This window comes from Microvirga sp. HS2 (genome assembly GCF_055792805.1).
In genome coordinates this window covers 121,678-145,098 of sequence record NZ_JBVVAJ010000002.1, presented here as the reverse complement: position 1 = coordinate 145,098, position 23,421 = coordinate 121,678, and the positions used below count along the sequence as shown (strand labels likewise).

Sequence of the window (23,421 nt, the reverse complement as noted above, 5' to 3'; positions counted from 1 at the left end):
GCGGAACAGGGATGAAGTTCCCTTTATGATCAATGCGTTGGGCCAAAAATAGGCTCGCTCCGCGTCATCCAAAAGGCTTGAGGGGCGAGGTCAACTATACCGAGCGGAATCTTCGGTCCGGCCGAAGTTGATGGGAAAGGGCGGCAAGTCTGCGCTCGTTCGCCGCAGCGGGTTTGCGTCCTCACGCCCAGTCGCGTCTATTCAGGAACTGCTCCGGGAGAGCCTATCGTATTCCACGGTTGCCGCGATATGAGCCCCCCAGCGGTCGAGCGCCTCGCGCTTTTCCTTGGCGTAGGTTGCGCGGTTGTAGACACCCGCCACTCCCGCCTTGTGGCCCGAGACGTGATTGAGGATTGCTTCCACGACGTGGGGGAGAGTGCCCATGTCAGCCATGCGCGTGGCCGCCGTGCGCCTGAGGTCATGGAGACGCCACTCCGCAATCAGGGTGCCTGCCCCCTTCAGGCGTTTCTCAAGAGCGGCCTTCGCACTGCTCCAGCCCGAGAATGGGCGCTCCTCGTAACCAAACAGGACCGTGCGATTGCTGGCAGCCATGGCCACCGTGATGATCGCCAGAGCCTGAGGCGACAGTGGCACTTCATGTGCGCGGCCGTTTTTTGTCCGTTGCGGTGGAAGGCACCAGAGTGCTTTCTCAACATCGATCTCGTTGCGGCGCATACCGCCGACCTCGTCGCGGCGCTGACCAGTCAGCATGAGCAGGCGCACGATGGCCCCGAAATGATCGTCGTGGCAGGCCCGCCAGATCGCTGCCAACTCGTCGTCGGAGAGAACGCGCTCGCGGGACCTCTCCTCCGTCGCCTGGTTCGTCGCGGTGACGGGATTCGCCTCAGTAAGGCCCTCGCGCATGGCCCAGCCAAAGAAGGTGGAGAGGGACTGGCGGGCGCGGTTCGCCGTCACTGGCCCATAACCCCGTATGATCTCCGCGAGACGGACAGCGACAGCTGCCCGTGTTACCCGACTGATGGGGACTTCGTGCAGCGGAGCCCAGAGCTGCACCAGATACCGCTGCGTTGCATAGAAGCTGCGCTGCCGCTGCCGTTGAACGGCTACATCGAGATAGTGCTGCACCACCACGCCCGTTGTGAGCGAGGCACGGGCTCGCGCCTCCGCCTTTTCGATCTGCGGGTCACTGCCGAGTTGCGCTCGCGCCAGTGCGTCTTTGGCAGCCTGCCGTGCCCGATCAGGATCGAGGGCTTCCACCGTCCCGAGGGTAATCCTGCGCTGCTTGGTGCCGATGCGGTACTGCACAATCCAGGTTCGCTTGCCCCCGGCCCTGATGCGAACCCCGAAGCCGGACAGGCTTTCGTCGAAGACGATAGCTTCGGCCTTTCCGGCGGGCAGTTTCAGTTTCGCGATGTTTGGCTTTGTAAGGCGCATCGCACCCTCCGTGGGAAGCGTATGGGAAGCAGTCTCCTGCTTCCCAACGATCTCTTCCGATCACGATGGACAGATGCTAGGGCTGAATTTCGTTGGAAATAAGGGATTTCTGATGCTTCCCGATCCCTCGTGATCACTTCCAGCACATGCGGCAATGGCAGATGCTCGCATGCGTCGGCTCAGCCGTCAGCGCATAACGCACTGCGCCGCACTGGCAGCCTCCGGTGAGAGTTCCTTGCTGTCTTGTCATGGGCGCTCCTGGTGCGTGACCGAATGCGAATGTCTATCATTGACAGTCATTGGACTTTCTCAAGGCGCATGATCGTCAGAGACATCTCGCTCCTGCGGCGGCTCCCACGCATATTCGCGCAGCGCGAACCAGAGGCCGCCTGGATCCTCGTCCTGGGCGCCTTTCGCCAACCACTCGCGCACCACATTCTCGATGATCTCATCGGGCCTGGTGCCGTACTGGCGTTCCACGATCCATTCGTGCTCGCCCTCCAGCCCACCGCCGACAACCGGCACCGCGCCGCGCGCGAGCAGTTCCGCGATGCAGCGGCGCACGAAGTCGGTCAGAGCTTTGTCCTCAAGGCCAACTCCATAGCGACCCGCCGGGATGATCTGCCACATTCCTACCGCATCCATGGGCAGTTCGTCGGCAATCGCTTTGATGAATTGGCTCAGCGGCAGACCGGAGCGGCTATCGCGGGGTTCGTCGTTCATTGTTGGTGCGCCTTATGGCCAGGACTCACAAGAGGATTGGTGCTGCGGATCACATCGACGGTCACGCCGTAGCGCTCGCTCCACCGTACGCCGAACACGGACCCGTCTGGCTGCCGGTACCATTGACCCAGATAGCCTCGAGGAGACGGCACGGCTTCGGCTTGAGGCGTAATTTGCGTCAATAGCTCACGGAATTCCGAGGGTGATACGGTATGAATACGATCTGAGGAGTCGCCCCGTGCTCCCGTCGAGAACGGGTAAGTCTGCCCCACCGGGCGGCAAACAGGCTCCTGCGCGCGCAACTCCCGCAGGCGCGCAAAGGCTTGCTCAGCCTGCGCTTCGGTGGCAAGGATTTCTCCCTCAACCCCCTGATGGATGCTTTCCCTGGGGCGCCAGTTCGGATCGCGCCGCCGCACCTCGCGGATCAGGGCGTTCGCCCTGGCCTCTGCTATGGCGAGGCGGACTTCCTGGCCGGCGGTCGTTTCATAAACCTGCCCCCGGATGACGCGCGTTCCCCCGCTTTGGCGGGGCCGCCAATTAACAGGTTCGACGCTGGCCTCACCGCTGCCGCCTCCGTTCGTCCAGCGTCCGCCGCCGGGCTGGCCCGCCGGCAGGCGCGGCTGGCTGGGGTTGAAGCGCCGGAGCAGGAGGGCAAGACGGAGACGTCTGACGTCAAGCTGGGCCACGGCGAGGAAATGGCGGGCCTCCATTCAATGCCGACGAGACGATCCTGGTGAAGTCATAACGGTCCAACGTTTTATTTCATGGATATTTTCCTGGAACAAATTAGGAACATTGTCAAATGCGGAACGGCATCCGCGCAACGAAAAAGCCCGGCTTCCGCCGGGCTTTGCAGGCATTCACAGGTCTTCCAGATCCGCGAAGCGAGGATCCGGGATCGTCGCTGGGGCGTCCGTCGGACGGTATGGAGGGCTCTTAAGCTGCCATCGCCTTCTTGAGGTTCTCGTCGATCTTGTCGAGGAAGCCGCTGGTGGAGAGCCACTTCTGCTCGGCGCCGACGAGGAGGGCGAGGTCCTTGGTCATGTAGCCGGACTCGACCGTGTCCACGCAGACCTTCTCGAGGGTCGCGGCGAACTTGGCGAGTTCGGGGTTGTTGTCGAGCTTGGCGCGATGGGCCAGGCCGCGGGTCCAGGCGAAGATCGAGGCGATGGAGTTCGTCGAGGTCTCCTTGCCCTTCTGGTGCTCGCGGTAGTGGCGGGTCACGGTGCCGTGGGCGGCTTCCGCCTCCACCGTCTGGCCGTCCGGCGTCATCAGCACGGAGGTCATCAGGCCGAGCGAGCCGAAGCCCTGAGCGACCGTATCGGACTGCACGTCACCGTCGTAGTTCTTGCACGCCCACACATAGCCGCCCGACCACTTGAGGGCCGAAGCCACCATGTCGTCGATCAGGCGGTGCTCGTAGGTGATGCCGGCGGCGTCGAACTTCGCCTTGAACTCGTTCTCGTAGACTTCCTGGAAGATGTCCTTGAAGCGCCCGTCATAGGCCTTGAGGATGGTGTTCTTCGTGGAGAGATAGACCGGATACTTGCGCATCAGGCCGTAGTTCATGGAGGCGCGGGCGAAGTCGCGGATCGACTCGTCGAGGTTGTACATGGCCATGGCCACGCCTGCGTCCGGGAACTTGAAGACTTCCTTCTCGATGACCGTGCCGTCCTCGCCCTCGAACTTGATGGTCAGGCGGCCCTTGCCGGGCACCTTGAAGTCGGTCGCGCGGTACTGGTCGCCGAAGGCGTGGCGGCCGACGACGATCGGCTGGGTCCAGCCCGGCACGAGGCGCGGCACGTTCTTGCAGATGATGGGCTCGCGGAAGATCACGCCGCCGAGGATGTTGCGGATCGTGCCGTTGGGCGACTTCCACATTTCCTTGAGGTTGAACTCCTTCACGCGGGCCTCGTCCGGCGTGATGGTGGCGCACTTGACGCCCACGCCATACTTCTTGATCGCCTCGGCGGCCTCGACGGTGACCTTGTCGTTGGTGGCGTCGCGGTGCTCGATGCCCAGGTCGTAGTATTTCAGGTCGATGTCGAGATAGGGGTGGATCAGCTTGTCTTTGATGAACTGCCAAATGATGCGGGTCATCTCGTCGCCGTCGAGTTCGACGACCGGATTGGCAACCTTGATCTTCGCCATGATCTCACCTTGCGCTTCTTGAGGAGCTGGAACAGGCCCGCCGGCGGCAGGCAGTTACCGGGGCCTATAGCGCGGTTAAGGCCGGTGGGGAAGGTGGGGGGAGACCGGGAATTCAGCGGTTTCTGGCGCGATAGGGAGTTTTCCCGGTCTCGATGCAGGGCGTGACGGCGAAAAGGGTATTCGCCAGGGACGCCTTCGCCTTGGTGGCCTCGTCGATCGTCGGGCGCTGGGAGAGGGCCGCCGTCGCTCTCAGGAAGGCCCGGTCGCAGGAGCAGGCGCCCCGGCCACGCCGCTCGTAGCAGAGATCGTGCGCCCGGCAGGCCGCATCGAGGGCATCCACGGGCTTCCTGCGGTTGAGGTCGCCGAGCCCGCACCAATTGCCGTGAAAGAGGGATGGAGCGGGCTGGGCAACCGGCGCCGTCGAGGGGGCGGCCAGGCTGGAGCCCAGGGCCGCGAGGCTGAGACAGGCCGACAAGAGGACAGGACGGAGTTGGAACAGTTTCGCTCTCCGGAAACGCGAGCTGGATTGGGAAGAAAAGGCCTGGAGAAAGTGCGACGTCTGGGTTTCGGTTCCGGCTTTGAGAAACTTTGCCCGCTACACCTGCGCGCATAAGGTCACGTGCCCGGTCACGGCGGAAGGTTTTGCCCGCCAGGAGCGGTTCTGCCGACTGAGCGGAGGTCGTGCGGGCGTCATTACCCTAGTCGCGCGACCGTATTTGGCGTTATGGAGAGGCACTTTCAGTCTGTTGGGCCAGTTTCCCATCGAAGGCGCACCATGATCCGCCCCATCATCATCCTCGTGGAGCCACAGCTTGCCGAAAACATCGGCATGGTGGCGCGCGCGATGGCCAATTTCAGCCTCTCGGAGCTGCGCATCGTCGCCCCCCGCGACGGCTGGCCCCGCAAGGGAGCGCATTCCGCGGCCTCGGGCGCGGTGCATGTGCTGGAGAGCGCGACGCTCTACGACACCGTTCGCGAGGCCATTGCAGACCTGAACTTCGTCTTCGCCACGACGGCGCGGGAGCGGGGGCAGATGAAGCGGGTGTACGGGCCCGGCGAAGCCATGGCCGAGACGCACCGGCGCGGCGCGGAAGGGCAGCGCATCGGCATCCTGTTCGGGCGCGAGCGGACGGGACTGGAGAACGACGAGGTGTCGCTCGCCGATGCCATCATCACCTTCCCGGTTGATCCCAAGTTTTCGTCCCTGAACCTGGCCCAGGCCGTGCTGCTCGTCTCCTACGAATGGTACAAGCTCGCCACCGGCGGGGCGCTGCCGTTCTCCGGCGAAAGGCTCTCGCCGCCGGCAGCCCGCGAGATGGTGACCTCGTTCTTCGATTATCTCGAAGCCGAGCTCGATGCGGTGAACTTCTATCCCGAGGACAAGAAGCCGACGATGACCCGCAACATGCGGGACATCTTTCATCGCCTGGAAATGACGGAGCAGGATGTGCGCACTCTGCGCGGGGCGATTCGTGCCCTTGCGGAAGGTCGCCGGTTGAGGAAGCCTTAAAGAACTTGTGCTGCAATGTCGCCTGGTGCCGTCCGCACCGCACCTCCTGACCCGAGACCGCCATGCGCCGCTCACTGCCTGCCATCGTTCTTCTCGCATCGTGTCTTTCCCCCGTGACCGCTTCCGCGGCAACGCCGCCGAAGCAGCCCGAGCAGGGGCCGGGCGGGTCGGATTACGCGGTAGCGGAGGTCGTCAAGACCGGAACCGGCATCGTCAGTTCGGGCAGTTATATCTTCTACGGCAACGATACGCCTTCGGCGCCTCGTCCGGTGGTGGTTTTCTTCCATTCCTGGGGAGCCGTGAACCCGGGTCTTTATGGCGGCTTCATCGACCATCTGGCGCGCAAGGGCTATCTCGTCATCTTCCCACGCTTTCAGGAAGTGAACCGCTCCCGTCCTGCCGATGCGCCGTCGATGGCGGAAGTCCTGATCAATGACGCGCTGGCGCAACTCGCCAATGACCAGAAGGCGCGGCCCGACCCGAGCCGCGTCGCCTATATCGGCCATTCCGCAGGCGTGCCGATCGCGCTCAACGTGGCGGCCAATATCGGGCAGAGCAAGCTTCCGGCTCCGAAGCTGATCTTCGGCCTCGTACCCGGCGGCATTGCTGCGAACGAGAAGGAGCGGGGCATCATGCTCCGCGACCTCTCGACGGTGGGCAAGGAGACACTTCTCATCACCATGAGCGGCGACCGGGAGCACCTGCCGAGCGATCGCGCTTCCCGCCGAATCTTCGAGGCGACCAGCGCGATCCCCTCGACGCGCAAGCTGTTCATGCGCGCAAGCTCGGACGATCACGGCTACCCGGCCCTGACGGCGACGCTGGCCTTCCCCGGCTCGCCCAAGGCAGCGTACGACGCCGCCGCCATCAAGCTGCAGCCCGATCCTCCGCGTGATCCGAAGCAGAAGAGCACGTGGAAGTGGAGCGCCGACATGGCGCTCTCGGGTCCGCAGACCATCCTGACTCAGCAGCTCGGCAACAACCCGACCGACACGCTGGATTATCTCGCCCTCTGGAAGACCTTCGAGATCGCCGCCGATGCGGCCTTCGCCGGGAAGGACGCCGCCGTCCTCGCCCGCGATCCGAAATTCGTGGACATGGGCAACTGGAGCGACGGCTGGCCCGTGCGCCGCCTGTCGGCCCAAATGCCGAAGGCAGGCGAGCAGGGGGAGGAGAAGCCCGAGCCCGGACCACGGCGCAGGCTCAACCAGGCTCCGATCGACAACACGCGTGGAAGCGTGCCCCAGGTGCTTGGGCAGCGCTCGTAAAACAAGCCTTTGGGAAAGGATCGGCCCTGGCGGAAACCAGGGCCGGACTTTGAAAGCGTTGAACGTGCCGTCGAACTCACATCCGCTGCATTCGCTTTTGGGTTGTGAGCCCCTTCCACGTTCGGGGCATTAAGGCCAGTCGTTATAGCTCACCAGCGGCGGCTTTGTGGTCGATGGCTGATCCGTCGGGCATGCCGGCAGCTTGACCACTTCACCGGGAGGCGGGGCCTCCCACCAGACCCAGCCGTCACATGGCACCTTCCGATCATGCTCCATGTAGAAATTGTTGTAGTAGAAGTGGGGACCGACCGTCGATAAGGAGTCGTGATAGGTATAGCTCTTCGGGTCGAATGGGAGCTTTCCGTCCTTGACTGGGACCGCACCATGGCCCCTGTGGGCATGGCCGCCCTGTTCGGACCCGCTATCTGCGTTTCCCTTCTTTCCGCCTTTATTGTTGCCAGCGATGGAGCCATAGCCGCCGGTCAGGGTCGTGCCCCAGTAGATGCCGGAGTTCCCGCCTCCGCCCTGCAAGGTCTGGTCCAAATAGGCCTGCTCGAGTGCCGATAATGCCATGATCCGATTTCCTCCCGTGATCATCGCAATCATCTTCTGCGGACGATCCGCATGCTTGCAATGATACTTTATTGCAATTGCAATCGAGGATTGCATGGAGCAGTGGCAGTGCCTGCACGATGCTCATTCAGGGAATTTTCACGGGTCGCCGCCATTCTATGGGTGGAGCACTCCCATGCGTATCGATCTTCTGGCCGGCGCGTCCTATAACCCGGCTGTCATGCCTTCCCCCGTTCCCACGATTCTCGTCTTCGATTCCGGCCTTGGTGGCCTGACGGTGTTTTCCGAGGTCCTGAAAGCCCGTCCCGATGCCCGCTTCATTTATGCGGGGGACGATGCGGGTTTTCCGTATGGACGGCTGAGCGAGACGGCTCTCACCGCCAGGGTCCTCGCGGTGATGGAGCGGCTGATCGGCCTCTACGATCCCCAACTCGTGGTGGTGGCCTGCAACACGGCTTCGACGGTCGTGCTGCCGCCCCTGCGCGAGCGCTTTTCCGTGCCCTTCGTGGGCACCGTGCCCGCCATCAAGCCCGCGGCGCTCGCGACCCGGACGGGCTATGTGACCGTGCTCGCCACGCCCGGCACGGTGGCGCGGGACTATACCCGTGATCTCATCGAAACCTATGCGGGCGGCTGCAAGGTCAACCTCGTGGGGTCACGCGGCCTGGCGGGCTTTGCCGAGGCGGAGCTGGCCGGGCTGCCGGTCTCCGACGAGGACCTGCTGGCCGAGCTCAGGCCCTGCTTCGTCGAGGACGGGAGAGGGCGGACCGATGTGGTGGCCCTCGGCTGCACCCATTATCCGCTGCTGCTGCCCCGCCTCCGGACGCTTGCGCCCTGGCCCGTCGCCTGGATCGATCCCGCCCCGGCCATCGCGCGCCGGGTGACGCAGCTCATCGGCCCGCCTGTTCCGGGGCACGAGGCTGACGAGAACGAAGCGATCGCGGTCTTCACCAGCGGGGCCGGCATGACTTCGGCCTTCCGGGAGGCCTTGCGCGACAAGGGGTTGCCGCTTGTGACCGTCGAGGACATGCCGCTCCTCCAAGGGTGAGGCCGCGAGGGGTGACCTCGATTGACTTCCGGCCCGTTTTCTCATACATCCCTCCCGTTCACGCGGTCCTCACGGGCCGCGTAACTTTTTACGCTCCCGTGGCCCGGCTTCCGGCCGGCCTGTCGTCCCGCAAGGGAAGAGGAGGGCGCGTTCCTCGCAAATTCGACAACAAAGAGGAACAGCGATGTCGAAGCGCATTCAGGCCAAGCACAAGCTTGACCGCCGCATGGGTCAGAATATCTGGGGCCGCCCGAAGAGCCCCGTGAACCGCCGCGAATACGGCCCCGGCCAGCACGGCCAGCGCCGCAAGGGCAAGATGTCTGACTTCGGCACGCAGCTGCGCGCCAAGCAGAAGCTGAAGGGCTACTACGCCAACATCACCGAGAAGCAGTTCCGCCGCTACTACGCGGAAGCCATTCGTCAGAAGGGCGACTCCGGTGAGAACCTGGTCGGTCTGCTCGAGCGCCGTCTCGACGCGATCGTGTATCGCGCGAAGTTCGTTGCGACCCCCTTCGCCGCTCGTCAGTTCGTCAACCACGGTCACGTGAAGGTCAACGGCCGCCGCGTGAACATTCCGAGCTATCTCGTGAAGGCCGGCGACGTGATCGAGGTGAAGGACAAGTCCAAGCAGCTCGAGGTTGTGGTGGTTGCGTCCCAGCTCGCCGAGCGTGACGTTCCGGACTACATCGAAGTCGATCACTCCAAGATGACGGCCCGTTTCACCCGCGTCCCGACCCTCTCCGAGGTGCCGTACCCGGTGCAGATGGAACCGAACCTCGTGATCGAGTTCTATTCGCGCTAATTCGCGAAGCAAAATCTCAGACTGGAAAGGCCGCCCAATGGGCGGCCTTTTTGTTTTCGGATGGGGTTCCTTACTGCTGCGGGCCGGAGCCCATGCCGCCAGGACCCATTGGTCCGTGATGGCGCATCATCTCGGCATGGCGTCCGTGACGGCCCTCCCGGCCGCCGCGCCCCTGCCGTCCGATGCCGTCGTTCACGGCTTCACGCAGGAGGCGCGGAGCGATGCGCTTCTGGTCTTCGCTGAACGTGTCCCACAGGGGACGCAGGGCCTTCGCGAGGGTCGCGGAGGTCTGCGCGCGCTCCGCCTGCATGGTGCTGCGCTGCTCCAGGCGCTGCATGAAGTCCGTCGAGCGGCGCTGCTCGCGATTCTCCCGGAACTGCGTCATGCGCGTGTAGCGCTGGCTGGCGGCGTCACGGATGGCGCTTTCCACCGGACCCCAGAGCTTTTCCTGGTCGCCATTGAGCTTTAGGCCGGCCTTGATCGCCGCAACGCGGGCATCGACGAGACGGTTGAAGTCGTCCTGGGACAGGCGGGGGCGACCCTGCTGGCCCTGATCCTGCGTCGCAGCCGGAGGCGTCGTGGCGGCCGGGGCCTGGGCGAAGGCGTACGTCCCGACTCCGGCGAGCAGGGCGGCGGCAGTGGCGAGGGTGGCGATCTTTTTCATCGGGTTATCTCCTCCGTGAACATCGATGCAAGGAGAATGCATCAGCCACGCTATCGGCAGGATGACCCGCGCATGAACTTTTCGTCATCTTCCGAGAAACGGTATCCACCCCTGTCGTGACGGTGTGCCGTGCCGCACCGAATTCCTTCGAAGCCTGAGCCAGATTGCCTGCGTCATTCGATCCGTCACCGAAAGGATCCGTCAATGTTACGCAAGGCTATTACATTGTTTTAGGAAATGTTATATAGCGAATCGATCCCGTGAGACGAGGGCATCACGAACCCGATGCTCTCAACGGCAAATGCCAACAACAATCCAGCAGGAGAGAGGAGCCGGTCGTGGAAGGAGCCGTCGCGCCAGCGCTGTCCAAAGGGCGTGAACCGCGTGCCACGCGGTGGGCTCTGATCGCCGGCTGCGTGCTTGCCGCAATGGCCCTCCTGGGCAGCGCGGCCTCGGCGCGCAAGCCAGTGGTCAAGGCCGCTCCCGAGTTGCTGCAGGAGACGGGGCTCTATACCGACTTCGCCCGGCATCAGGTGGATCCGCGCCACCTGGAATTCTCGCCGCAATATCCGCTCTGGTCAGACGGGGCGGCCAAGAAGCGCTGGATTTCCCTGCCGGCGCATGCGGCCATCAACGGTTCCAATCCGGACGCATGGGTGTTCCCGGCCGGAACACGGTTCTGGAAGGAGTTCTCCTTCGGCGGCCGCCGCATCGAGACCCGTTTCATGGAGCTGCAGGCCGACGGCACGTGGCTCTACGCCGCCTATGCCTGGAGTGAGGATCAGAGCGAGGCCCGCCTCGTCCCGGAGAGGGGCCGCTCGAAGGCGTACGATTTCGGCGGGGGCCGCTCGCACGTCATCCCGGGCATCAACGATTGCAAATCCTGCCACCAGGGGCATCCCTCGGAGGTGCTCGGCTTCAGCGCGCTCCAATTGTCGCCCGCGCGCGACCCCAACGCGATCCATGGTGAGCCGATGCCCGCGCCCGGCGTCGACCTGAACTACCTCGCCGACAACAAGCTGCTGAAGCGGCTCCCGCGGACCTTGCGCGACACGCCGCCGGTCATCCAGGCCGCGACGCCCGTCGAGCGGACGGCGCTCGGCTATCTCCACGGCAATTGCAGCCATTGCCACAACGATGTGGGTTCCATGCGGAATCTCGGCTTTTCGTTGCGGCATGTGCAGGGTCCGGCGTCGGGAACCGAGCGGACCATGGCGACGGCCGTCGGACAGCCGGTCAAAGGACATGTCCCAGGGCAGGCGCCCGATGCGACGCTGCGCATCGAGCCCCAGCACCCCGAACGCAGCGTCCTGCTGCAGCGCATGAGCTCCCGCAATCCCATCGTGCAGATGCCGCCCGTGGCGACCGTGATGACGGACGAGGAAGCCGTGCGCCTCGTCACTCAGTGGATTCGAGATCTGGAAGCCCCGGTTTCATCAGCCGAGGCACCCAGGAAAACCGCCCAACCAGAATGAGGGGTCAATGAAGAAAAGCCGTATCGTCATATTCGCAGCAGCCGTCGCTATGTCGGCCCCTGTGATCGCCTTCGCGCAGAGCAAGGCACCCGCCAAGAGCCAGCAGATCAAGCGCGGGGAGTACCTGGTGACCATTGCAGTCTGCAACGATTGCCATACGCCCCTGAAGATGGGGGCCAATGGTCCCGAGCCGGACATGTCGCGGATGCTGTCGGGGCATCCCCAGGACATGAAGCTGCCGCCGGCCCCGGGGCCGACCGGTCCCTGGATCGCCCATGGCGCCGCGACACTGACGGCCTGGGCAGGACCGTGGGGCGTCTCCTATACCGCCAATCTCACGCCCGACCCGGAGACCGGCGTTCTGCGCGACTTCACCGAGCAGCAGTTCATCCAGACGATGCGGACGGGTAAGCATCAGGGGCAGGGCCGGGCCATCCTTCCGCCCATGCCGTGGCCCTGGATCGGCAAGATGACGGATGAGGACCTGAAGGCGATCTACGCCTATCTGCGCCAGATCCCGCCGGTGAAGAACAAAGTTCCGGACCCGGTCCTCGCCACGCAATAAGCAAGCGATCGGATCCGATCCGAGCGGCAGCCCGACATCCTCCGAGATGTCGGGCTTTTCTATGCCAGTCGCTTGAGGAAGCCGGCGAAGCGCATCAGGCCTTCGGGCCAGGGGCCGTGCCCGCTCTCCGTGTTCAGGTGCCCGGCATCGCCCGCATCGACAATGGACGCGCCCCAGGCATAGGCGATGTCTTCCGCCTTGTCGTAGTCGCAATGCGGATCGGTGCGGCTTGCCACCAGCACCGAAGGGAAGGGCAGAGGATCGCGCGGGATCGGTGCGAAAGCGCGATCGATGGCGGGCATGAAATCGGGCCTCTCCACATCCGGCATGCTCACCAGAAAGGCCCCCTGCACCTTGTTGGGGGGGAGGAGCGGAGCGGCGTGGACGATGGCCAGGACGCCGAGGCTGTGGCCGACCAGCACGACCGGCTTTTCGGCGCGCTTCACATCCTGAGCGATCCGCTCGACCCACTTGTCCTTGTTGGGAGCGTCCCAGTTCTCCTGCTCGACGCGCCATGCGGTCGAGAGCTGGCGCTCCCACCGGCTCTGCCAGTGGTCGATGCCGGAATTTTTATGGCCGGGGACGATGAGGATGTCGCAATCGGAGGTTTTCATGCCTTCGAGATAAAGGCGGAGGCCTGCTCGTTCAAGCGCTGCGCTTCAACTCCATCCTCTCGGCCTCTTTGAGCGCGGCCTCCCGCTCTGCGATGTAGTCGCGGGTCAGGGGCACCACGTCGTTGCGCTTGGTCAGCTGGACCTGGAACACCACCGCATCCTGCCAGCGGAAGGCCGATTCCGACATAGCGAGGTAGCATTCCCACATCCGGCAGAAGCGCTCGTCGTAGAGCTTCAGAACCTCGTCCCGATGGGCCATGAAGCGCTCGCGCCAGGCCTGGAGCGTGTAGGCGTAGTGCAGGCGCAGGATCTCGACATCGGTGATCATCAGCCCCGCGCGCTCGACGGACGGCATCATTTCCGACAGGGTCGGCAGGTGGCCGCCCGGGAAGATGTAGCGGGCGATCCAGGGATTGGTCGGGTAGGGCGTCCCGGTGCGGCCGATGGTGTGCAGCAGCATCACCCCGTCGTCCTTCAGGAGCTTGCGGGAGGTCTGGAAATATTCGTCGTAGGACGCCAGGCCCACATGCTCGAACATGCCGACCGAAACGATGCGGTCGAAGCGCCCGCTCGTGGCGCGGTAATCCTCGAGCTCGAACTTCACCCGCTCGCCGATGCCCGCCGCGGCCGCGCGCTTGCGCGAGACGTCGAGCTGTTCCTCCGACAGGGTTACGCCCTTCACCGAAGCCGCACCGGCCACCCGTGCGAGATAGAGCGCCATGCCGCCCCAGCCCGAGCCGATATCGAGCACGCTGTGGCCCTGCTCCACCAGGAGCTTCGCCGCTATGTGCCGTTTCTTGGCGGCCTGGGCCTCTTCGAGGCTCGCATCCGGATGGTCGAAATAGGCGCAGGAATACTGCTTGTCGCTGTCGAGGAAGAGGGAATAGAGCCGCCCGTCGAGGTCGTAATGGTGGGCGACGTTCCGCTTGGAGCGGGTGGCGTCGTTCTCGCCGCGCCGCGTCAGCCATTGCCGGATCTTGCGCAGGCGGTGGAGGGGGAGATCGTCGAGCTCGCCGCGCGTATCCTGCAGCAGGAGCTGGAGAAGGCCCAGGATATCGCCTTCCTGGATGACGAGCCTGCCCTCCATGAACAGCTCGCCGAGCTTCAGCTCGGGATGGAGGCAAAGGGCCGTTTCGGCCGCGCTGTCCGTGAACCGGATCGCGACTTCCGGGGGGCCGCCATCGCCGAAGGTGAAATTCTGCCCTTTGGCGGTGGTCATCCGGAGGGTGCCCCGCTTCACGGCGCGCGCGAAAGCGGTGGCGAGGATCTTCTCTGACAGCATGGACCTAATCCCCGTGCCATTGATCGCCTGCACGGGGATTGTTGCGCTTTAGGCAAAAATGTCCAGAGCCGAGCTATGCCCCTGCGGAACCGAAGACCCGCGTAAAGATCGTGTCCACGTGCTTGAAGTGGTACCCCAAATCGAAACAGGTTTCGATCTCCTCGGGGGACAGGTACTTGGTCACGTCGGCATCGTTCTTGAGGAGGGTCAGGAAGTCGCCCTCGCCGCGCCAGACCGGCATGGCGTTGCGCTGGACCAAGCGATAGGCGTCCTCGCGGGAGGCGCCCTTCTGGGTGAGGGCCAGCAGAACGCGCTGCGAGTGCACGAGGCCGCCGAGGCGGTCCAGGTTTTTCTGCATGTTCTCGGGATAGACCACGAGCTTGTCGATGACGCCCGTGAGGCGCGCCAGTGCGAAGTCGAGGGTTACCGTCGCATCGGGGCCGATCATGCGCTCGACGGAGGAATGCGAGATGTCCCGCTCGTGCCAGAGCGCCACGTTCTCCATGGCGGGCAGCGCATAGGCGCGCACCATGCGGGCAAGGCCTGTGAGGTTTTCCGTGAGCACCGGGTTGCGCTTGTGCGGCATGGCGGAGGAGCCCTTCTGGCCCGCCGAGAAATATTCTTCCGCTTCGAGGACTTCGCTGCGCTGGAGGTGGCGCACTTCCGTCGCCAGGCGCTCGATGGAGGAGGCGATCACGCCCAGCGTCGCGAAATACATGGCGTGACGGTCGCGCGGGATGACCTGTGTCGAGACGGGCTCGACCTGCAGACCCATCTGCTCGGCCACGTATTCTTCCACGCTCGGGTCGATATTGGCGAAGGTGCCGACGGCTCCCGAGATGGCGCAGGTGGAAATCTCCCGCTGCGCCTCGATCAGGCGCAGCTTGCAGCGCTCGAACTCCGCATAGGCCTGGGCGAGCTTGAGGCCGAAGGTGGTGGGCTCCGCATGGATGCCGTGGGAGCGCCCGATGGTCGGCGTCATCTTGTGCTCGAAGGCGCGGCGCTTGATGGCGGCGAGCAGTTCGTCCATGTCCCGCAGCAGGATGTCGGTGGCGCGCGCGAGCTGCACGTTGAAGGTGGTGTCCAGCACGTCCGAGGAGGTCATGCCCTGGTGGACGAAGCGGGCCTCGGGGCCCACGATCTCGGCCAGATGGGTCAGGAAGGCGATGACGTCGTGCTTCACCTCGCGCTCGATGGAATCGATGCGCTCCACGTCGAAGGTGGCCTTGGAGCCCATCTCCCAGACCTTCTCCGCCGCGTCCTTCGGCACCACGCCGAGGTTGGCGAGCGCCGTGGTGGCATGGGCCTCGATCTCGAACCAGATGCGGAACTTGGACTCGGGCGACCAGATGGCCACCATCTCGGGACGGCTGTAGCGGGGAATCATTGCTCTTCTCCAGCGGGCAAGACGCGATGCTCAACGAAACCGTTGGAAACCGTTGCCTTTCCGCCTTTGAGGGGCGGCGCCAACGGTCGGGAGAACGGTTCCAGGGACGATTGAGTGGTGACTATGTGATGACCGTGGCGATGACAAGCCTCGTGGGCTCTCGGCGTGCCGATGCCGTATCCTCGAAAGCCATCCAAGTGCTTGTTCTTCGGGCTCATTCGGAGCGGGTCCTGAAATGTGGGGCCCTTCGACAAATTCGTTCGTGCCGCCCCTGGATGCTCGTTCCTCCAACTGGGCTTTCTCTGATGGCGCCGCCACCGGCATCCCGGGGAAAGGCCCGTTTGGGCTATGCGAGGCCATCGTGCGGATGATTGACGGAACAACGAAGGGAGGCCTTCGTTGGGGTGCATGCCTCGGTATTACCGCCATATCCGCCAAGGCGAACAGATCATCGAAGATCCGGAAGGCGTCGAGCGCCCGAACCTCAACGCCGCCCGGGCCGAGGCCCTTGCCAGCATTCGGGATCTTCTCGGCGCGGTCATTCGACAGGGAAGTGACGATTGGCTCGACGATGCCCTCGTCATCACGGACGAGGCGGGGCGGGAATTGATGACGATCCCCTTCGTCGAGGCCCTGCCTCCGCGCCTGCAAAGGGCCTTGCTTGCTGCAGCCTCCACTGACGCTACGTTCTCATCCAAACCATAATCTTTGGGGGGAACCACCATGTCCCACTCGCTGATCGGCAGGCTCGAACGGCACGGCCCTCTGACCGAGGAGGAGAAGGAGGTCCTTCGGCAGATTTCATCCCGAACGGCCCGCTACGAGCCGCGCCAGGACATCGTGCGAGAGGGCAGCAGCCCGCCCTACAGCAGCCTCATCATGTCCGGCTTTGCCATCCGCAACAACCATTCCCCTGATGGGAGGCGCCAGATTACCGCCTTGCATGTTCCGGGCGATTTCGCAGACCTGCACAGCTTTCTGCTCCACCCGATCGACGATGGGGTTGCGGCCCTCACCACCTGCACGGTGGCCATGGTGGCCCACAGCGACCTGAAGGACATCACGAAGAAGTACCCGTACCTGACCCGTGCGCTCTGGTTCACGACCCTCATCGATGCTGCCGTCCATCGGGCCTGGATGACGACGCTCGGACGGATGGAGGCGCGCGAACGTTTCGCGCATTTCTTCTGCGAGTTGCGGGACCGTCTCGATGCGATCGGTCTGACGCAGGGCAACAGCTACGAACTACCGATCACCCAGGAGGAGCTGGGGGACGCTTTCGGCACCAGCACCGTCCATGTGAACCGGGTGCTTCAGGACCTTCGCGCCGAGGGGCTGATCACCTCACGCGGCAAGACCCTGATCATCATCGACTGGCAGCGCCTCCAGCAGGTGGGGCAGTACAACCCCGACTACCTTCATGCACACCAGCAGCTCGAGCGGGATTGAGAATGGGAGCGTTCTCTTCCGCGCGGGTGATGTGCCCACGCGGCGGCATGATGGCCTTTCGACCTCAACGGGCTTTCGTAGCGGCCTCGCGAATGGCTGCCATGTTGGGCGCGTAGGCGTCGGGGCCGCCCTTGAACACGGCGGAGCCGGCCACAAGGACGTTGGCGCCTGCTTCCGCGACCAGCGGGGCTGTTTCGGGGGTGACGCCGCCGTCGATCTCGATGTCGATGTCCCGGTTGCCGACCATGGCCTTGATCCGCCGGAGCTTCGGGCAGACGGAAGGGATGAAGGCCTGGCCGCCGAAGCCGGGATTGACCGTCATGAGGAGGATCAGGTCCACGTCGTCGAGCACCGGCTCGATCGCGGCCTCATGGGTGCCCGGGTTGAGGACGATGCCCGCCTTCTTGCCGAGCTTGCGGATGGTCTGGAGGGACCTGTGCAGGTGGGGCCCTGCTTCCGCATGGATGCTGATGATGTCCGCGCCCGCCTTGGCGAAGGCCTCGAGGTAGGGGTCGACCGGGGCGATCATCAGATGGACGTCGAACGCCTTCGCGGTGTGGGGGCGAAGGGCCTTCACCACATCGGGGCCGATGGTGATGTTGGGCACGAAATGGCCGTCCATCACGTCGATGTGGATCCAGTCGGCGCCGGCGGCGTCGATGGCGCGGATTTCCTCGCCGAGCTTGGAGAAGTCGGAGGCGAGAATGGAGGGGGCGATGAGAAGCGGGCGTGTCATGGGACGCGCGGTAGCACGCGCTTTCCTCGACGGCAACGGGGTTTCGCGGATGTCATGATCCAATCCGATACCACTTGCCTGGGGAGAGGCGCTTCTCCCGCACGAATTGCATGGCGGCCTCTCTGGAAGGGGAGTAGAAGTCCTTCTGAAACGGAGCGAAAAGCTCCGCTCTCTCCGCGAGAGGAAACAACAGAGGCAGGGCTTCATGCGTAAGGATGTGGTTGTTCTTGGCGCCGGCATCGTCGGCGTGTCGATTGCCGTGCACTTGCAGAAACGCGGCCGGTCGGTCCTCCTCGTCGACAGGCGCAAGCCCGGTGAGGAAACCTCCTTCGGCAATGCCGGCCTCATCCAGCGCGAGGGCGTGTATCCCTACGGGTTTCCGCACGATTTCGGGGCGCTGCTGCGCTATGCCCTGAACAACACCATCGACGCCCATTATCACTGGAGCGCGCTTCCGAAGATCGCCCCGTTCCTGCTCCAGTACTGGATGCATTCCCGTCCGGCCCAGCACAAGGCGATCGCGCGCATGTACGCGCCGCTCATCGAGCGCAGCGTCACCGAGCACATGGCGCTGGCCGAGGAATCGGGCTCCACGCACCTGATCCGCCCGACGGGCTGGCTCAAGGTCTTCCGCGACGAAAAGACCCGGGACGAGCAGTTCCACGACGCGGAAGAGGTGAAGCGTGATTTCGGCGTGAATTTCAACGCTCTCGACACCAAGGGCGTCGCGGACAGCGAACCTCATCTGAAGGTCGAGACCAAGGGCGGCATTCACTGGACCGACCCGGCAAGCGTCTCCGATCCCCACGCGCTCACCATGGGCTATGTGGGCCTCTTCGAGCGCCTCGGCGGCGAACTGGCCGCAGGCGACGCCAAGACCCTGGAGGAAACCCCGACCGGATGGCGCGTCCAGACCGAGAAGGGGCCCGTGGAGGCGGACGCGGTGGTCGTCGCCCTCGGGGCCTGGGCCGACGTGGTGACGAAGCGTCTGGGTTACAATCTGCCGCTCGCGGTCAAGCGCGGCTATCACATGCACTACAAGCCGGAAGGCAACGCGGTCCTCAACAAGCCGACCCTGGATTTCGACCGCGGCTACTTCCTGGCCCCCATGGTGAAGGGCATCCGCCTCACCACGGGTGCGGAATTCGCCGTCCGCGATGCGCCCAAGACGCCGGTCCAGCTCGCCCGCGCCGAGCCGATCGCCCGCGAGTTCTTCCCGCTCGGCGAGAGGGTCGATCCGGAACCGTGGATGGGCATGCGCCCCTGCACGCCGGACATGATGCCGATCATCGGCAAGGCCCCCCGCCACAAGAACCTGTGGTTCGGCTTCGGCCACGCCCATCACGGCCTGACCCTCGGCCCCGTCACGGGCCGCCTGCTCGCCGAAATGATCACGGGCGAGACCCCGGTGGTGGATCCGAAGCCGTACCGCGTCGAGCGGTTCTGAGAGTTCCCGTCATGCCCGGCCTTGAGCCGGGCATCCACGTCTTTATGCCAGGGCGGTTCTCAAGGCGTGGATGGCCGGGACAAGCCCGGCCATGACGAATTCAACTTAAATCTTTACGAGCCCGCCGAATCTGTCCTTCCAGGCGGGCAGCGCTCCATCGAAGGGCAGGGCGGTCGCCTCGTAGATGCCGCGGGCGATGGCGCGGGCGAGGCAGTCGCTCGCAAGCGCGCCGATCTCGATGAAGTCCGCCGCCTCGTCCTTCATAGGCTTGCGTCCGGTCGCGGCCGAGAAGACCGTGTCGCCGTCGAAGAGCGCATGCGCGAAGCGCAGGCCCTTGGCGAGGCCGTCATGGGACACGACCGCGAGGCGCTTGGCCTGCGCCTTGGTGAGGACCGCGTCCGTAGCCACGAGAGCGATGGTCGTGGACAGGGGAGGAGGCGTCTGCCTGACGCGGCCCTTCCAGTCGAGCTTGCGCATCTCCGGCGTGATCCGGGGCGGGAGCCCCAGGCCGCCAAACTCGCGGTCCTCTTCGAAAGCCCCGGCCCAGAAATGGGGCCCGTCGCCGATCACGGTCGAGGCCAGGGCGTTGACGATGACGAGCGCGCCGACCGTGTGGCCCGCGCCCGTCACGGCGCTCGCCGAGCCGAGGCCTCCCTTCAGGTCGACAGTCGTGGCGCCGTATCCGCCCCCGGCCGTGCCGAGAGAGAAATCGAGATCCGCGGCCTTGGCGGCGTCATAGCCGAGCTCGCGATAGGGCGGGAAACGGCCCCAGTCCTTGTTGCCGCCATTGAGCAGGTCGAAGGTGATCGCCTGTGGGACGAGAGGCACGAGTGCGGAGCCGACCGCAAAGCCGATGCCTTTCTCCCTTAAATACGCCTGCACCCCGCTGGCCGCGTCGAGGCCGAAGGCGGATCCTCCCGAAAGGACGATGGCGTTGACCCCGGCCACGGCCTTGTCCGGTTCGAGCAGATCCGTCTCCCGCGTGCCCGGAGCGCCGCCGTTGACGGCGTAGGAGGCCACGGCGGGCTCGTCGAACAGCACGGCCGTGACGCCCGAGGCGAGAGCCGCGTCTTGGGCGTTGCCGACCCGAAGGCCCGCGACGTCGGTGATGAGATTGCGCAAATCCGTCATCCCTCAAGGCAACCTCAAAACGGCCGGCTTCACAAGCAGGCGAGCCCTGCTTCCACCGGCTTTCTCCCTTGTCCGGAAAAGGCTAGAAGGCGTCATGCTCAGTGTTTCCTTTCCTGCCGCGGCCCTCGGCGGCCTGATCAGCTTTCTCAGCCCGTGCGTTCTGCCGCTGGTGCCGCCCTACCTGTCGTTTCTCGCAGGCACGACCTTCGACCAGCTCCACGCGGGCGATGACCGGGCCGTGCGCCGCCGCGCGGTCCTGGCCGCCCTGCTCTTCGTGGCCGGGTTCGCGACCGTGTTCGTGCTTCTGGGCGCGACGGCGTCCGCGCTGGGGCAGGTGATCCGGCAATATCTCGATGTCCTGAGCACCATCGCAGGCATCGCCATCATCGTGATGGGCCTGCACTTCCTTGGAATCTTCCGGATCGGCCTGTTCTACCGGGAGGCCCGGTTCTCGGTCGAGAAACCGGTCGGGCTCTGGGGCGCCTATGTGATGGGCCTCGCCTTCGCCTTCGGCTGGACGCCCTGCATCGGACCGGTCCTCGCCGCAATCCTGGCGGTCGCCGGATCGGAGAACAGCGTCTCCTATGGCGCCATGCTGCTCGCCGCCTATTCGGCGGGGCTCGGCATCCCCTTCCTGCTCGCCGCCTTCGCCATGAAGCCCTTCGTCGCCCTTCTCAAACGCATGCGCTCCCGCTTCGGGCTCGTGGAGAAGGTCATGGGCGTCCTGATGATCCTCACCGGCATCGCCTTCCTGGCTGGCTGGATCACCAACATGTCGTTCTGGCTGCTCGAGACGTTTCCGGTTCTGGGAACGCTGGGTTAGCGCCTTCCTCCGCGAAAAGGGGAGGCGCTTTCGACATCACAGGAAACGGGTCGCGCTCTTGCGGGAAGGGACGCACATGGGATGGGTCTGACCAAGGAGACCATCCATGACGTTTCAAATGCGCGGCCTCGAGGCCGAAACCTTCGCGCCCCTGTTCCAGCTCAGTGACGGAGAGCTTCAGGCTCTCGGCGCACAGCGGGTCCTTGCGGACGAGGCCGATGCCTTTCCCTGCCGCATCTCGTTGACGCGGGTGGCCGTGGGGGAGGAACTCCTCCTCGTCAACCATGTCCACCAGCCCTCGCCCTCGTCGCCCTATCGCGCCAGCGGGCCGATCTTCGTCAGCCGCTCGGCCTCGGCCGGTCATTACCGGGGCGAACTCGCTCCCATCCTCAGGGACAGGCTCCTGTCCCTGCGCGCCTATGATGGGGCAGCCCTGATCGTCGATGCGGAGGTGGCGGAGGGCGATGCGGTCGTGAGGGTGATCGAGCGCTTTCTGGCCGATCCTAAGGTGGCGCACGTGGATGCGCATTTCGCCCGGCGCGGCTGCTTCGGGGCTCGCATCGAGCGCGCCTGAGTTCAGGTCGTGACCGTGTGCCCGGCCCTTGTGAGCGCCTCGACGGCACGGTCCAGATCGCTCGCTTTCACGAGCACGTAATCGGTGCTGAACGTGGACGAGGCGAAGATGCCGATGCCCGCTTGCGCGAGAGGGGCGAGGACGGAGGCGAGAATCCCGGCGACGCTGAAGTCGAAGGCCTGCAGGATGCGAAGGCATCGCCAGCCCGAATCGACCTCGGCATGGCCGGGAGCCTGCTCGAGAGGGCAGACCATCGTCGTTTCCTCGACGGCCTGGACGAGCAAGGAGAACGAGCCGGGCGAAGGGGAGGGCGCGGCAGCGCCCGCGGGAAGGCGGCAGACCGCATAGGGGCTCTCGAGGAGTTGCAGAGTCAGGACTGGCATGATCGTTCCCGGGCGCGTGCTTCCATGAAAAAACCCGCCCTGTCGCCAGGGCGGGTCCGTTTGGTCGGCTCGAGGCCGATCGATTACATGTTCATCTCGTTGCCGGTGTAGTCGATCTTGCCGTCGGCGCCCTTCTTCCAGACATACATGACGTAGTCAGGACGGGTGATGTCGCCCTTCTTGTCGAAGGTGAGATCGCCGATCACGGTCTTGAAGGGCTTGCCGGCCTTCATGGCGTCGGCGACCTTCTTGCCGTCGGTGCTGCCAGCCTGCTTCGCAGCTTCGGCCAGAACCTGGGCCGCAGCGTAGGAGTACAGGGTGTAAGCCTCGGGCTCGTAGTTCTTCGCGCGGAACTTCTTGACGACTTCCTGAGCCGCCGGGTTCTTGCGCGGATCGGGAGCGAAGGTCATCAGGGTGCCTTCGGCGCCCGGGCCGGCGATGGAGGTGAACTCCGCCGACACGATGCCGTCACCCGACATGAGCGGGGCGTTCAGGCCCTGGTCGCGCATCTGGCGGATGATGAGGCCAGCTTCCGTGTGGAGGCCGCCGTAATACACGACGTCGACGCCGGCCTGCTTCAGCTTCGAGACGAGAGCCGAGTAGTCCTTCTCGCCCGGGTTGATGCCTTCGTAGACGACTTCCTTCAGGCCCTTCGCGTTCATGGCCTTCTGGGTTTCGTCCGCGAGGCCCTTGCCGTAGGGGGTCTTGTCGTGGACAACCGCGACCTTCTTGCCCTTGAAGTTGTTGGCGAGGTAGGCGCCGGCGACACTGCCCTGCTGGTCGTCGCGTCCGCAGGTGCGGAAGGTGTTCCACAGGCCGCGCTCGGTGAACTGCGGGTTGGTCGAAGCAGGCGAAACCTGGACGATGCCGGCTTCCTCATACACGGAGGAGGCGGGGATCGAGACGCCGGAGTTGAAGTGGCCGACCACGAACTTCACGCCTTCGGCCGCGAACTTGTTCGCCACCGACACGCCCTGCTTGGGATCGGACACGTCGTCGCCGACGACGAGTTCCAGCTTCTGGCCATTGATGCCGCCAGCGGCATTGATGTCCGCAACAGCCTGCTCGACGCCGTTCTTCAGCTGCGCGCCGAAGGCCGCGTTCGGGCCGGTGATGGGGCCTGCGACGCCGATCTTGATCTGCGCGCTGGCTGCGCTGGAGAAGGCGAGGCCAAGACCAAGCGCCACGCCGGTCAACAGCAGTTTTTTCATGAGGTCACTCCTCTGGTGGTTTTATTAGGCCCCTCTTCCTCAGGAGCCGGTTTGACGGGAAACCCGTCATCCAAGGTAACATCATGCCGTTTTTTAAGCGGTTGTCACCTGGGAATCTTTTGAGCCGGCGCAGCGGTCCTAAAATTGGAAATTCCCTTTAGGGTCAATCCGTTGCTCCGCTTTCTTCATAAGTGCGCCGGACATGCGGGA

Annotated in this window: 25 protein-coding genes and 1 pseudogene; 11 read left to right on the top strand and 15 right to left on the bottom strand. The window is 64.5% G+C overall.

Going from position 1 to position 23,421, the window contains the following annotated elements:
• Positions 1–201 precede the first annotated feature (201 nt).
• The 6 genes and pseudogenes from ACS5Q0_RS03150 to ACS5Q0_RS03125 all read right to left on the bottom strand — a co-directional run bounded on the left by ACS5Q0_RS03150 (position 202) and on the right by ACS5Q0_RS03125 (position 4,744).
• A complete protein-coding gene (locus ACS5Q0_RS03150; RefSeq protein WP_473125144.1) occupies positions 202–1,395 on the bottom strand; it encodes a tyrosine-type recombinase/integrase in 1,194 nt (397 codons plus the stop codon).
• A 136-nt stretch (positions 1,396–1,531) separates the two neighbouring features.
• A pseudogene (locus tag ACS5Q0_RS03145) lies at positions 1,532–1,645 on the bottom strand (GFA family protein); the annotation flags it as partial.
• Between the two features lie 59 nt (positions 1,646–1,704).
• Entirely contained in the window at positions 1,705–2,118 is a 414-nt protein-coding gene (locus ACS5Q0_RS03140; protein WP_473125143.1) for a hypothetical protein, read from the bottom strand.
• Positions 2,115–2,828, bottom strand: a complete 714-nt coding sequence (locus tag ACS5Q0_RS03135; protein WP_473125142.1) for a hypothetical protein — start codon at positions 2,826–2,828, stop codon at positions 2,115–2,117. Before ACS5Q0_RS03135 ends, ACS5Q0_RS03140 begins: the two co-directional genes overlap by 4 nt.
• Positions 2,829–3,054: 226 nt before the next feature.
• The gene (locus tag ACS5Q0_RS03130; protein WP_473125141.1) at positions 3,055–4,269 is read right to left on the bottom strand and encodes an NADP-dependent isocitrate dehydrogenase; all 1,215 of its coding nucleotides are present in this window, start codon (positions 4,267–4,269) and stop codon (positions 3,055–3,057) included.
• A gap of 112 nt (positions 4,270–4,381) precedes the next feature.
• Entirely contained in the window at positions 4,382–4,744 is a 363-nt protein-coding gene (locus ACS5Q0_RS03125; RefSeq protein WP_473125140.1) for a phospholipase A2 family protein, read from the bottom strand.
• Between the two features lie 300 nt (positions 4,745–5,044).
• On the opposite strand from ACS5Q0_RS03125, the gene ACS5Q0_RS03120 reads away from it, so the two are divergent.
• Positions 5,045–5,779: an RNA methyltransferase gene (locus tag ACS5Q0_RS03120; protein WP_473125139.1), complete on the top strand. Its 735-nt coding sequence runs from the start codon at positions 5,045–5,047 to the stop codon at positions 5,777–5,779.
• Positions 5,780–5,841: 62 nt separating this feature from the next.
• A complete protein-coding gene (locus ACS5Q0_RS03115) occupies positions 5,842–7,047 on the top strand; it encodes an alpha/beta hydrolase family protein (protein ID WP_473125138.1) in 1,206 nt (401 codons plus the stop codon).
• A gap of 129 nt (positions 7,048–7,176) precedes the next feature.
• Here the strand turns inward: ACS5Q0_RS03115 and ACS5Q0_RS03110 are convergent, their stop codons facing one another.
• A complete protein-coding gene (locus ACS5Q0_RS03110; RefSeq protein WP_473125137.1) occupies positions 7,177–7,620 on the bottom strand; it encodes a hypothetical protein in 444 nt (147 codons plus the stop codon).
• A gap of 175 nt (positions 7,621–7,795) precedes the next feature.
• On the opposite strand from ACS5Q0_RS03110, the gene murI reads away from it, so the two are divergent.
• Both murI and rpsD read left to right on the top strand, forming a co-directional pair.
• Positions 7,796–8,668 (top strand): glutamate racemase, encoded by an 873-nt coding sequence (gene murI / locus ACS5Q0_RS03105; RefSeq protein WP_473125136.1) that lies wholly within the window; start codon positions 7,796–7,798, stop codon positions 8,666–8,668.
• Positions 8,669–8,852: 184 nt separating this feature from the next.
• A complete protein-coding gene (rpsD, locus tag ACS5Q0_RS03100; RefSeq protein WP_473125135.1) occupies positions 8,853–9,470 on the top strand; it encodes a 30S ribosomal protein S4 in 618 nt (205 codons plus the stop codon).
• Between the two features lie 70 nt (positions 9,471–9,540).
• Here the strand turns inward: rpsD and ACS5Q0_RS03095 are convergent, their stop codons facing one another.
• Complete coding sequence (locus ACS5Q0_RS03095; protein ID WP_473125134.1) at positions 9,541–10,134, bottom strand: Spy/CpxP family protein refolding chaperone; 594 nt, start codon at positions 10,132–10,134, stop codon at positions 9,541–9,543.
• A gap of 338 nt (positions 10,135–10,472) precedes the next feature.
• Between ACS5Q0_RS03095 and ACS5Q0_RS03090 the strand changes: the two genes are divergently transcribed.
• Together ACS5Q0_RS03090 and ACS5Q0_RS03085 are read left to right on the top strand one after the other, a co-directional pair.
• Positions 10,473–11,609: a hypothetical protein gene (locus ACS5Q0_RS03090; RefSeq protein WP_473125133.1), complete on the top strand. Its 1,137-nt coding sequence runs from the start codon at positions 10,473–10,475 to the stop codon at positions 11,607–11,609.
• A 7-nt stretch (positions 11,610–11,616) separates the two neighbouring features.
• Positions 11,617–12,174 (top strand): c-type cytochrome, encoded by a 558-nt coding sequence (locus ACS5Q0_RS03085; RefSeq protein WP_473125132.1) that lies wholly within the window; start codon positions 11,617–11,619, stop codon positions 12,172–12,174.
• 59 nt (positions 12,175–12,233) lie between these two features.
• Here ACS5Q0_RS03085 and ACS5Q0_RS03080 read toward each other — a convergent pair whose 3' ends face one another.
• The 3 genes from ACS5Q0_RS03080 to purB all read right to left on the bottom strand — a co-directional run bounded on the left by ACS5Q0_RS03080 (position 12,234) and on the right by purB (position 15,457).
• Positions 12,234–12,788, bottom strand: a complete 555-nt coding sequence (locus ACS5Q0_RS03080; protein WP_473125131.1) for an RBBP9/YdeN family alpha/beta hydrolase — start codon at positions 12,786–12,788, stop codon at positions 12,234–12,236.
• Between the two features lie 31 nt (positions 12,789–12,819).
• Positions 12,820–14,070, bottom strand: a complete 1,251-nt coding sequence (locus ACS5Q0_RS03075) for a class I SAM-dependent methyltransferase (RefSeq protein ID WP_473125130.1) — start codon at positions 14,068–14,070, stop codon at positions 12,820–12,822.
• Between the two features lie 73 nt (positions 14,071–14,143).
• Positions 14,144–15,457, bottom strand: coding sequence for an adenylosuccinate lyase (gene purB, locus ACS5Q0_RS03070; RefSeq protein WP_473125129.1), 1,314 nt, complete (start codon positions 15,455–15,457; stop codon positions 14,144–14,146).
• Positions 15,458–15,865: 408 nt separating this feature from the next.
• Here purB and ACS5Q0_RS03065 point away from each other — a divergent pair, with 408 nt between their 5' ends.
• Positions 15,866–16,162 carry a DUF6894 family protein gene (locus ACS5Q0_RS03065; RefSeq protein ID WP_473125128.1) on the top strand — a complete coding sequence of 99 codons (297 nt, stop codon included), beginning with the start codon at positions 15,866–15,868 and terminating at the stop codon, positions 16,160–16,162.
• Between the two features lie 18 nt (positions 16,163–16,180).
• Positions 16,181–16,906 carry a Crp/Fnr family transcriptional regulator gene (locus tag ACS5Q0_RS03060; RefSeq protein ID WP_473125127.1) on the top strand — a complete coding sequence of 242 codons (726 nt, stop codon included), beginning with the start codon at positions 16,181–16,183 and terminating at the stop codon, positions 16,904–16,906.
• 64 nt (positions 16,907–16,970) lie between these two features.
• Here the strand turns inward: ACS5Q0_RS03060 and rpe are convergent, their stop codons facing one another.
• Positions 16,971–17,642 (bottom strand): ribulose-phosphate 3-epimerase, encoded by a 672-nt coding sequence (rpe, locus tag ACS5Q0_RS03055; protein ID WP_473125126.1) that lies wholly within the window; start codon positions 17,640–17,642, stop codon positions 16,971–16,973.
• A gap of 205 nt (positions 17,643–17,847) precedes the next feature.
• On the opposite strand from rpe, the gene ACS5Q0_RS03050 reads away from it, so the two are divergent.
• Complete coding sequence (locus ACS5Q0_RS03050) at positions 17,848–19,089, top strand: NAD(P)/FAD-dependent oxidoreductase (RefSeq protein WP_473125125.1); 1,242 nt, start codon at positions 17,848–17,850, stop codon at positions 19,087–19,089.
• Positions 19,090–19,194: 105 nt separating this feature from the next.
• On the opposite strand, the gene ACS5Q0_RS03045 is transcribed toward ACS5Q0_RS03050, so the two are convergent.
• A complete protein-coding gene (locus ACS5Q0_RS03045; protein ID WP_473125124.1) occupies positions 19,195–20,220 on the bottom strand; it encodes a P1 family peptidase in 1,026 nt (341 codons plus the stop codon).
• A gap of 94 nt (positions 20,221–20,314) precedes the next feature.
• Here ACS5Q0_RS03045 and ACS5Q0_RS03040 point away from each other — a divergent pair, with 94 nt between their 5' ends.
• Positions 20,315–21,043: a cytochrome c biogenesis CcdA family protein gene (locus ACS5Q0_RS03040; RefSeq protein ID WP_473125123.1), complete on the top strand. Its 729-nt coding sequence runs from the start codon at positions 20,315–20,317 to the stop codon at positions 21,041–21,043.
• Between the two features lie 106 nt (positions 21,044–21,149).
• Positions 21,150–21,617, top strand: coding sequence for a DUF1203 domain-containing protein (locus tag ACS5Q0_RS03035; RefSeq protein WP_473125122.1), 468 nt, complete (start codon positions 21,150–21,152; stop codon positions 21,615–21,617).
• A gap of 2 nt (positions 21,618–21,619) precedes the next feature.
• Here ACS5Q0_RS03035 and ACS5Q0_RS03030 read toward each other — a convergent pair whose 3' ends face one another.
• Both ACS5Q0_RS03030 and ACS5Q0_RS03025 read right to left on the bottom strand, forming a co-directional pair.
• Positions 21,620–22,000, bottom strand: a complete 381-nt coding sequence (locus tag ACS5Q0_RS03030) for an ACT domain-containing protein (RefSeq protein WP_473125121.1) — start codon at positions 21,998–22,000, stop codon at positions 21,620–21,622.
• An 83-nt stretch (positions 22,001–22,083) separates the two neighbouring features.
• The gene (locus tag ACS5Q0_RS03025; RefSeq protein ID WP_473125120.1) at positions 22,084–23,211 is read right to left on the bottom strand and encodes a branched-chain amino acid ABC transporter substrate-binding protein; all 1,128 of its coding nucleotides are present in this window, start codon (positions 23,209–23,211) and stop codon (positions 22,084–22,086) included.
• Positions 23,212–23,421: the final 210 nt, after the last annotated feature.

Coding starts and splice junctions, on each gene's coding strand:
- ACS5Q0_RS03150 (WP_473125144.1), bottom strand. CDS start 1,395: ATGCGCCTTACAAAGCCAAACATCGCGAAACTGAAACTGCCCGCCGGA.
- ACS5Q0_RS03140 (WP_473125143.1), bottom strand. CDS start 2,118: ATGAACGACGAACCCCGCGATAGCCGCTCCGGTCTGCCGCTGAGCCAA.
- ACS5Q0_RS03135 (WP_473125142.1), bottom strand. CDS start 2,828: ATGGAGGCCCGCCATTTCCTCGCCGTGGCCCAGCTTGACGTCAGACGT.
- ACS5Q0_RS03130 (WP_473125141.1), bottom strand. CDS start 4,269: ATGGCGAAGATCAAGGTTGCCAATCCGGTCGTCGAACTCGACGGCGAC.
- ACS5Q0_RS03120 (WP_473125139.1), top strand. CDS start 5,045: ATGATCCGCCCCATCATCATCCTCGTGGAGCCACAGCTTGCCGAAAAC.
- ACS5Q0_RS03115 (WP_473125138.1), top strand. CDS start 5,842: ATGCGCCGCTCACTGCCTGCCATCGTTCTTCTCGCATCGTGTCTTTCC.
- ACS5Q0_RS03110 (WP_473125137.1), bottom strand. CDS start 7,620: ATGGCATTATCGGCACTCGAGCAGGCCTATTTGGACCAGACCTTGCAG.
- murI (WP_473125136.1), top strand. CDS start 7,796: ATGCGTATCGATCTTCTGGCCGGCGCGTCCTATAACCCGGCTGTCATG.
- rpsD (WP_473125135.1), top strand. CDS start 8,853: ATGTCGAAGCGCATTCAGGCCAAGCACAAGCTTGACCGCCGCATGGGT.
- ACS5Q0_RS03095 (WP_473125134.1), bottom strand. CDS start 10,134: ATGAAAAAGATCGCCACCCTCGCCACTGCCGCCGCCCTGCTCGCCGGA.
- ACS5Q0_RS03085 (WP_473125132.1), top strand. CDS start 11,617: ATGAAGAAAAGCCGTATCGTCATATTCGCAGCAGCCGTCGCTATGTCG.
- ACS5Q0_RS03080 (WP_473125131.1), bottom strand. CDS start 12,788: ATGAAAACCTCCGATTGCGACATCCTCATCGTCCCCGGCCATAAAAAT.
- ACS5Q0_RS03075 (WP_473125130.1), bottom strand. CDS start 14,070: ATGCTGTCAGAGAAGATCCTCGCCACCGCTTTCGCGCGCGCCGTGAAG.
- purB (WP_473125129.1), bottom strand. CDS start 15,457: ATGATTCCCCGCTACAGCCGTCCCGAGATGGTGGCCATCTGGTCGCCC.
- ACS5Q0_RS03065 (WP_473125128.1), top strand. CDS start 15,866: ATGCCTCGGTATTACCGCCATATCCGCCAAGGCGAACAGATCATCGAA.
- ACS5Q0_RS03060 (WP_473125127.1), top strand. CDS start 16,181: ATGTCCCACTCGCTGATCGGCAGGCTCGAACGGCACGGCCCTCTGACC.
- rpe (WP_473125126.1), bottom strand. CDS start 17,642: ATGACACGCCCGCTTCTCATCGCCCCCTCCATTCTCGCCTCCGACTTC.
- ACS5Q0_RS03050 (WP_473125125.1), top strand. CDS start 17,848: ATGCGTAAGGATGTGGTTGTTCTTGGCGCCGGCATCGTCGGCGTGTCG.
- ACS5Q0_RS03045 (WP_473125124.1), bottom strand. CDS start 20,220: ATGACGGATTTGCGCAATCTCATCACCGACGTCGCGGGCCTTCGGGTC.
- ACS5Q0_RS03040 (WP_473125123.1), top strand. CDS start 20,315: ATGCTCAGTGTTTCCTTTCCTGCCGCGGCCCTCGGCGGCCTGATCAGC.
- ACS5Q0_RS03035 (WP_473125122.1), top strand. CDS start 21,150: ATGACGTTTCAAATGCGCGGCCTCGAGGCCGAAACCTTCGCGCCCCTG.
- ACS5Q0_RS03030 (WP_473125121.1), bottom strand. CDS start 22,000: ATGCCAGTCCTGACTCTGCAACTCCTCGAGAGCCCCTATGCGGTCTGC.
- ACS5Q0_RS03025 (WP_473125120.1), bottom strand. CDS start 23,211: ATGAAAAAACTGCTGTTGACCGGCGTGGCGCTTGGTCTTGGCCTCGCC.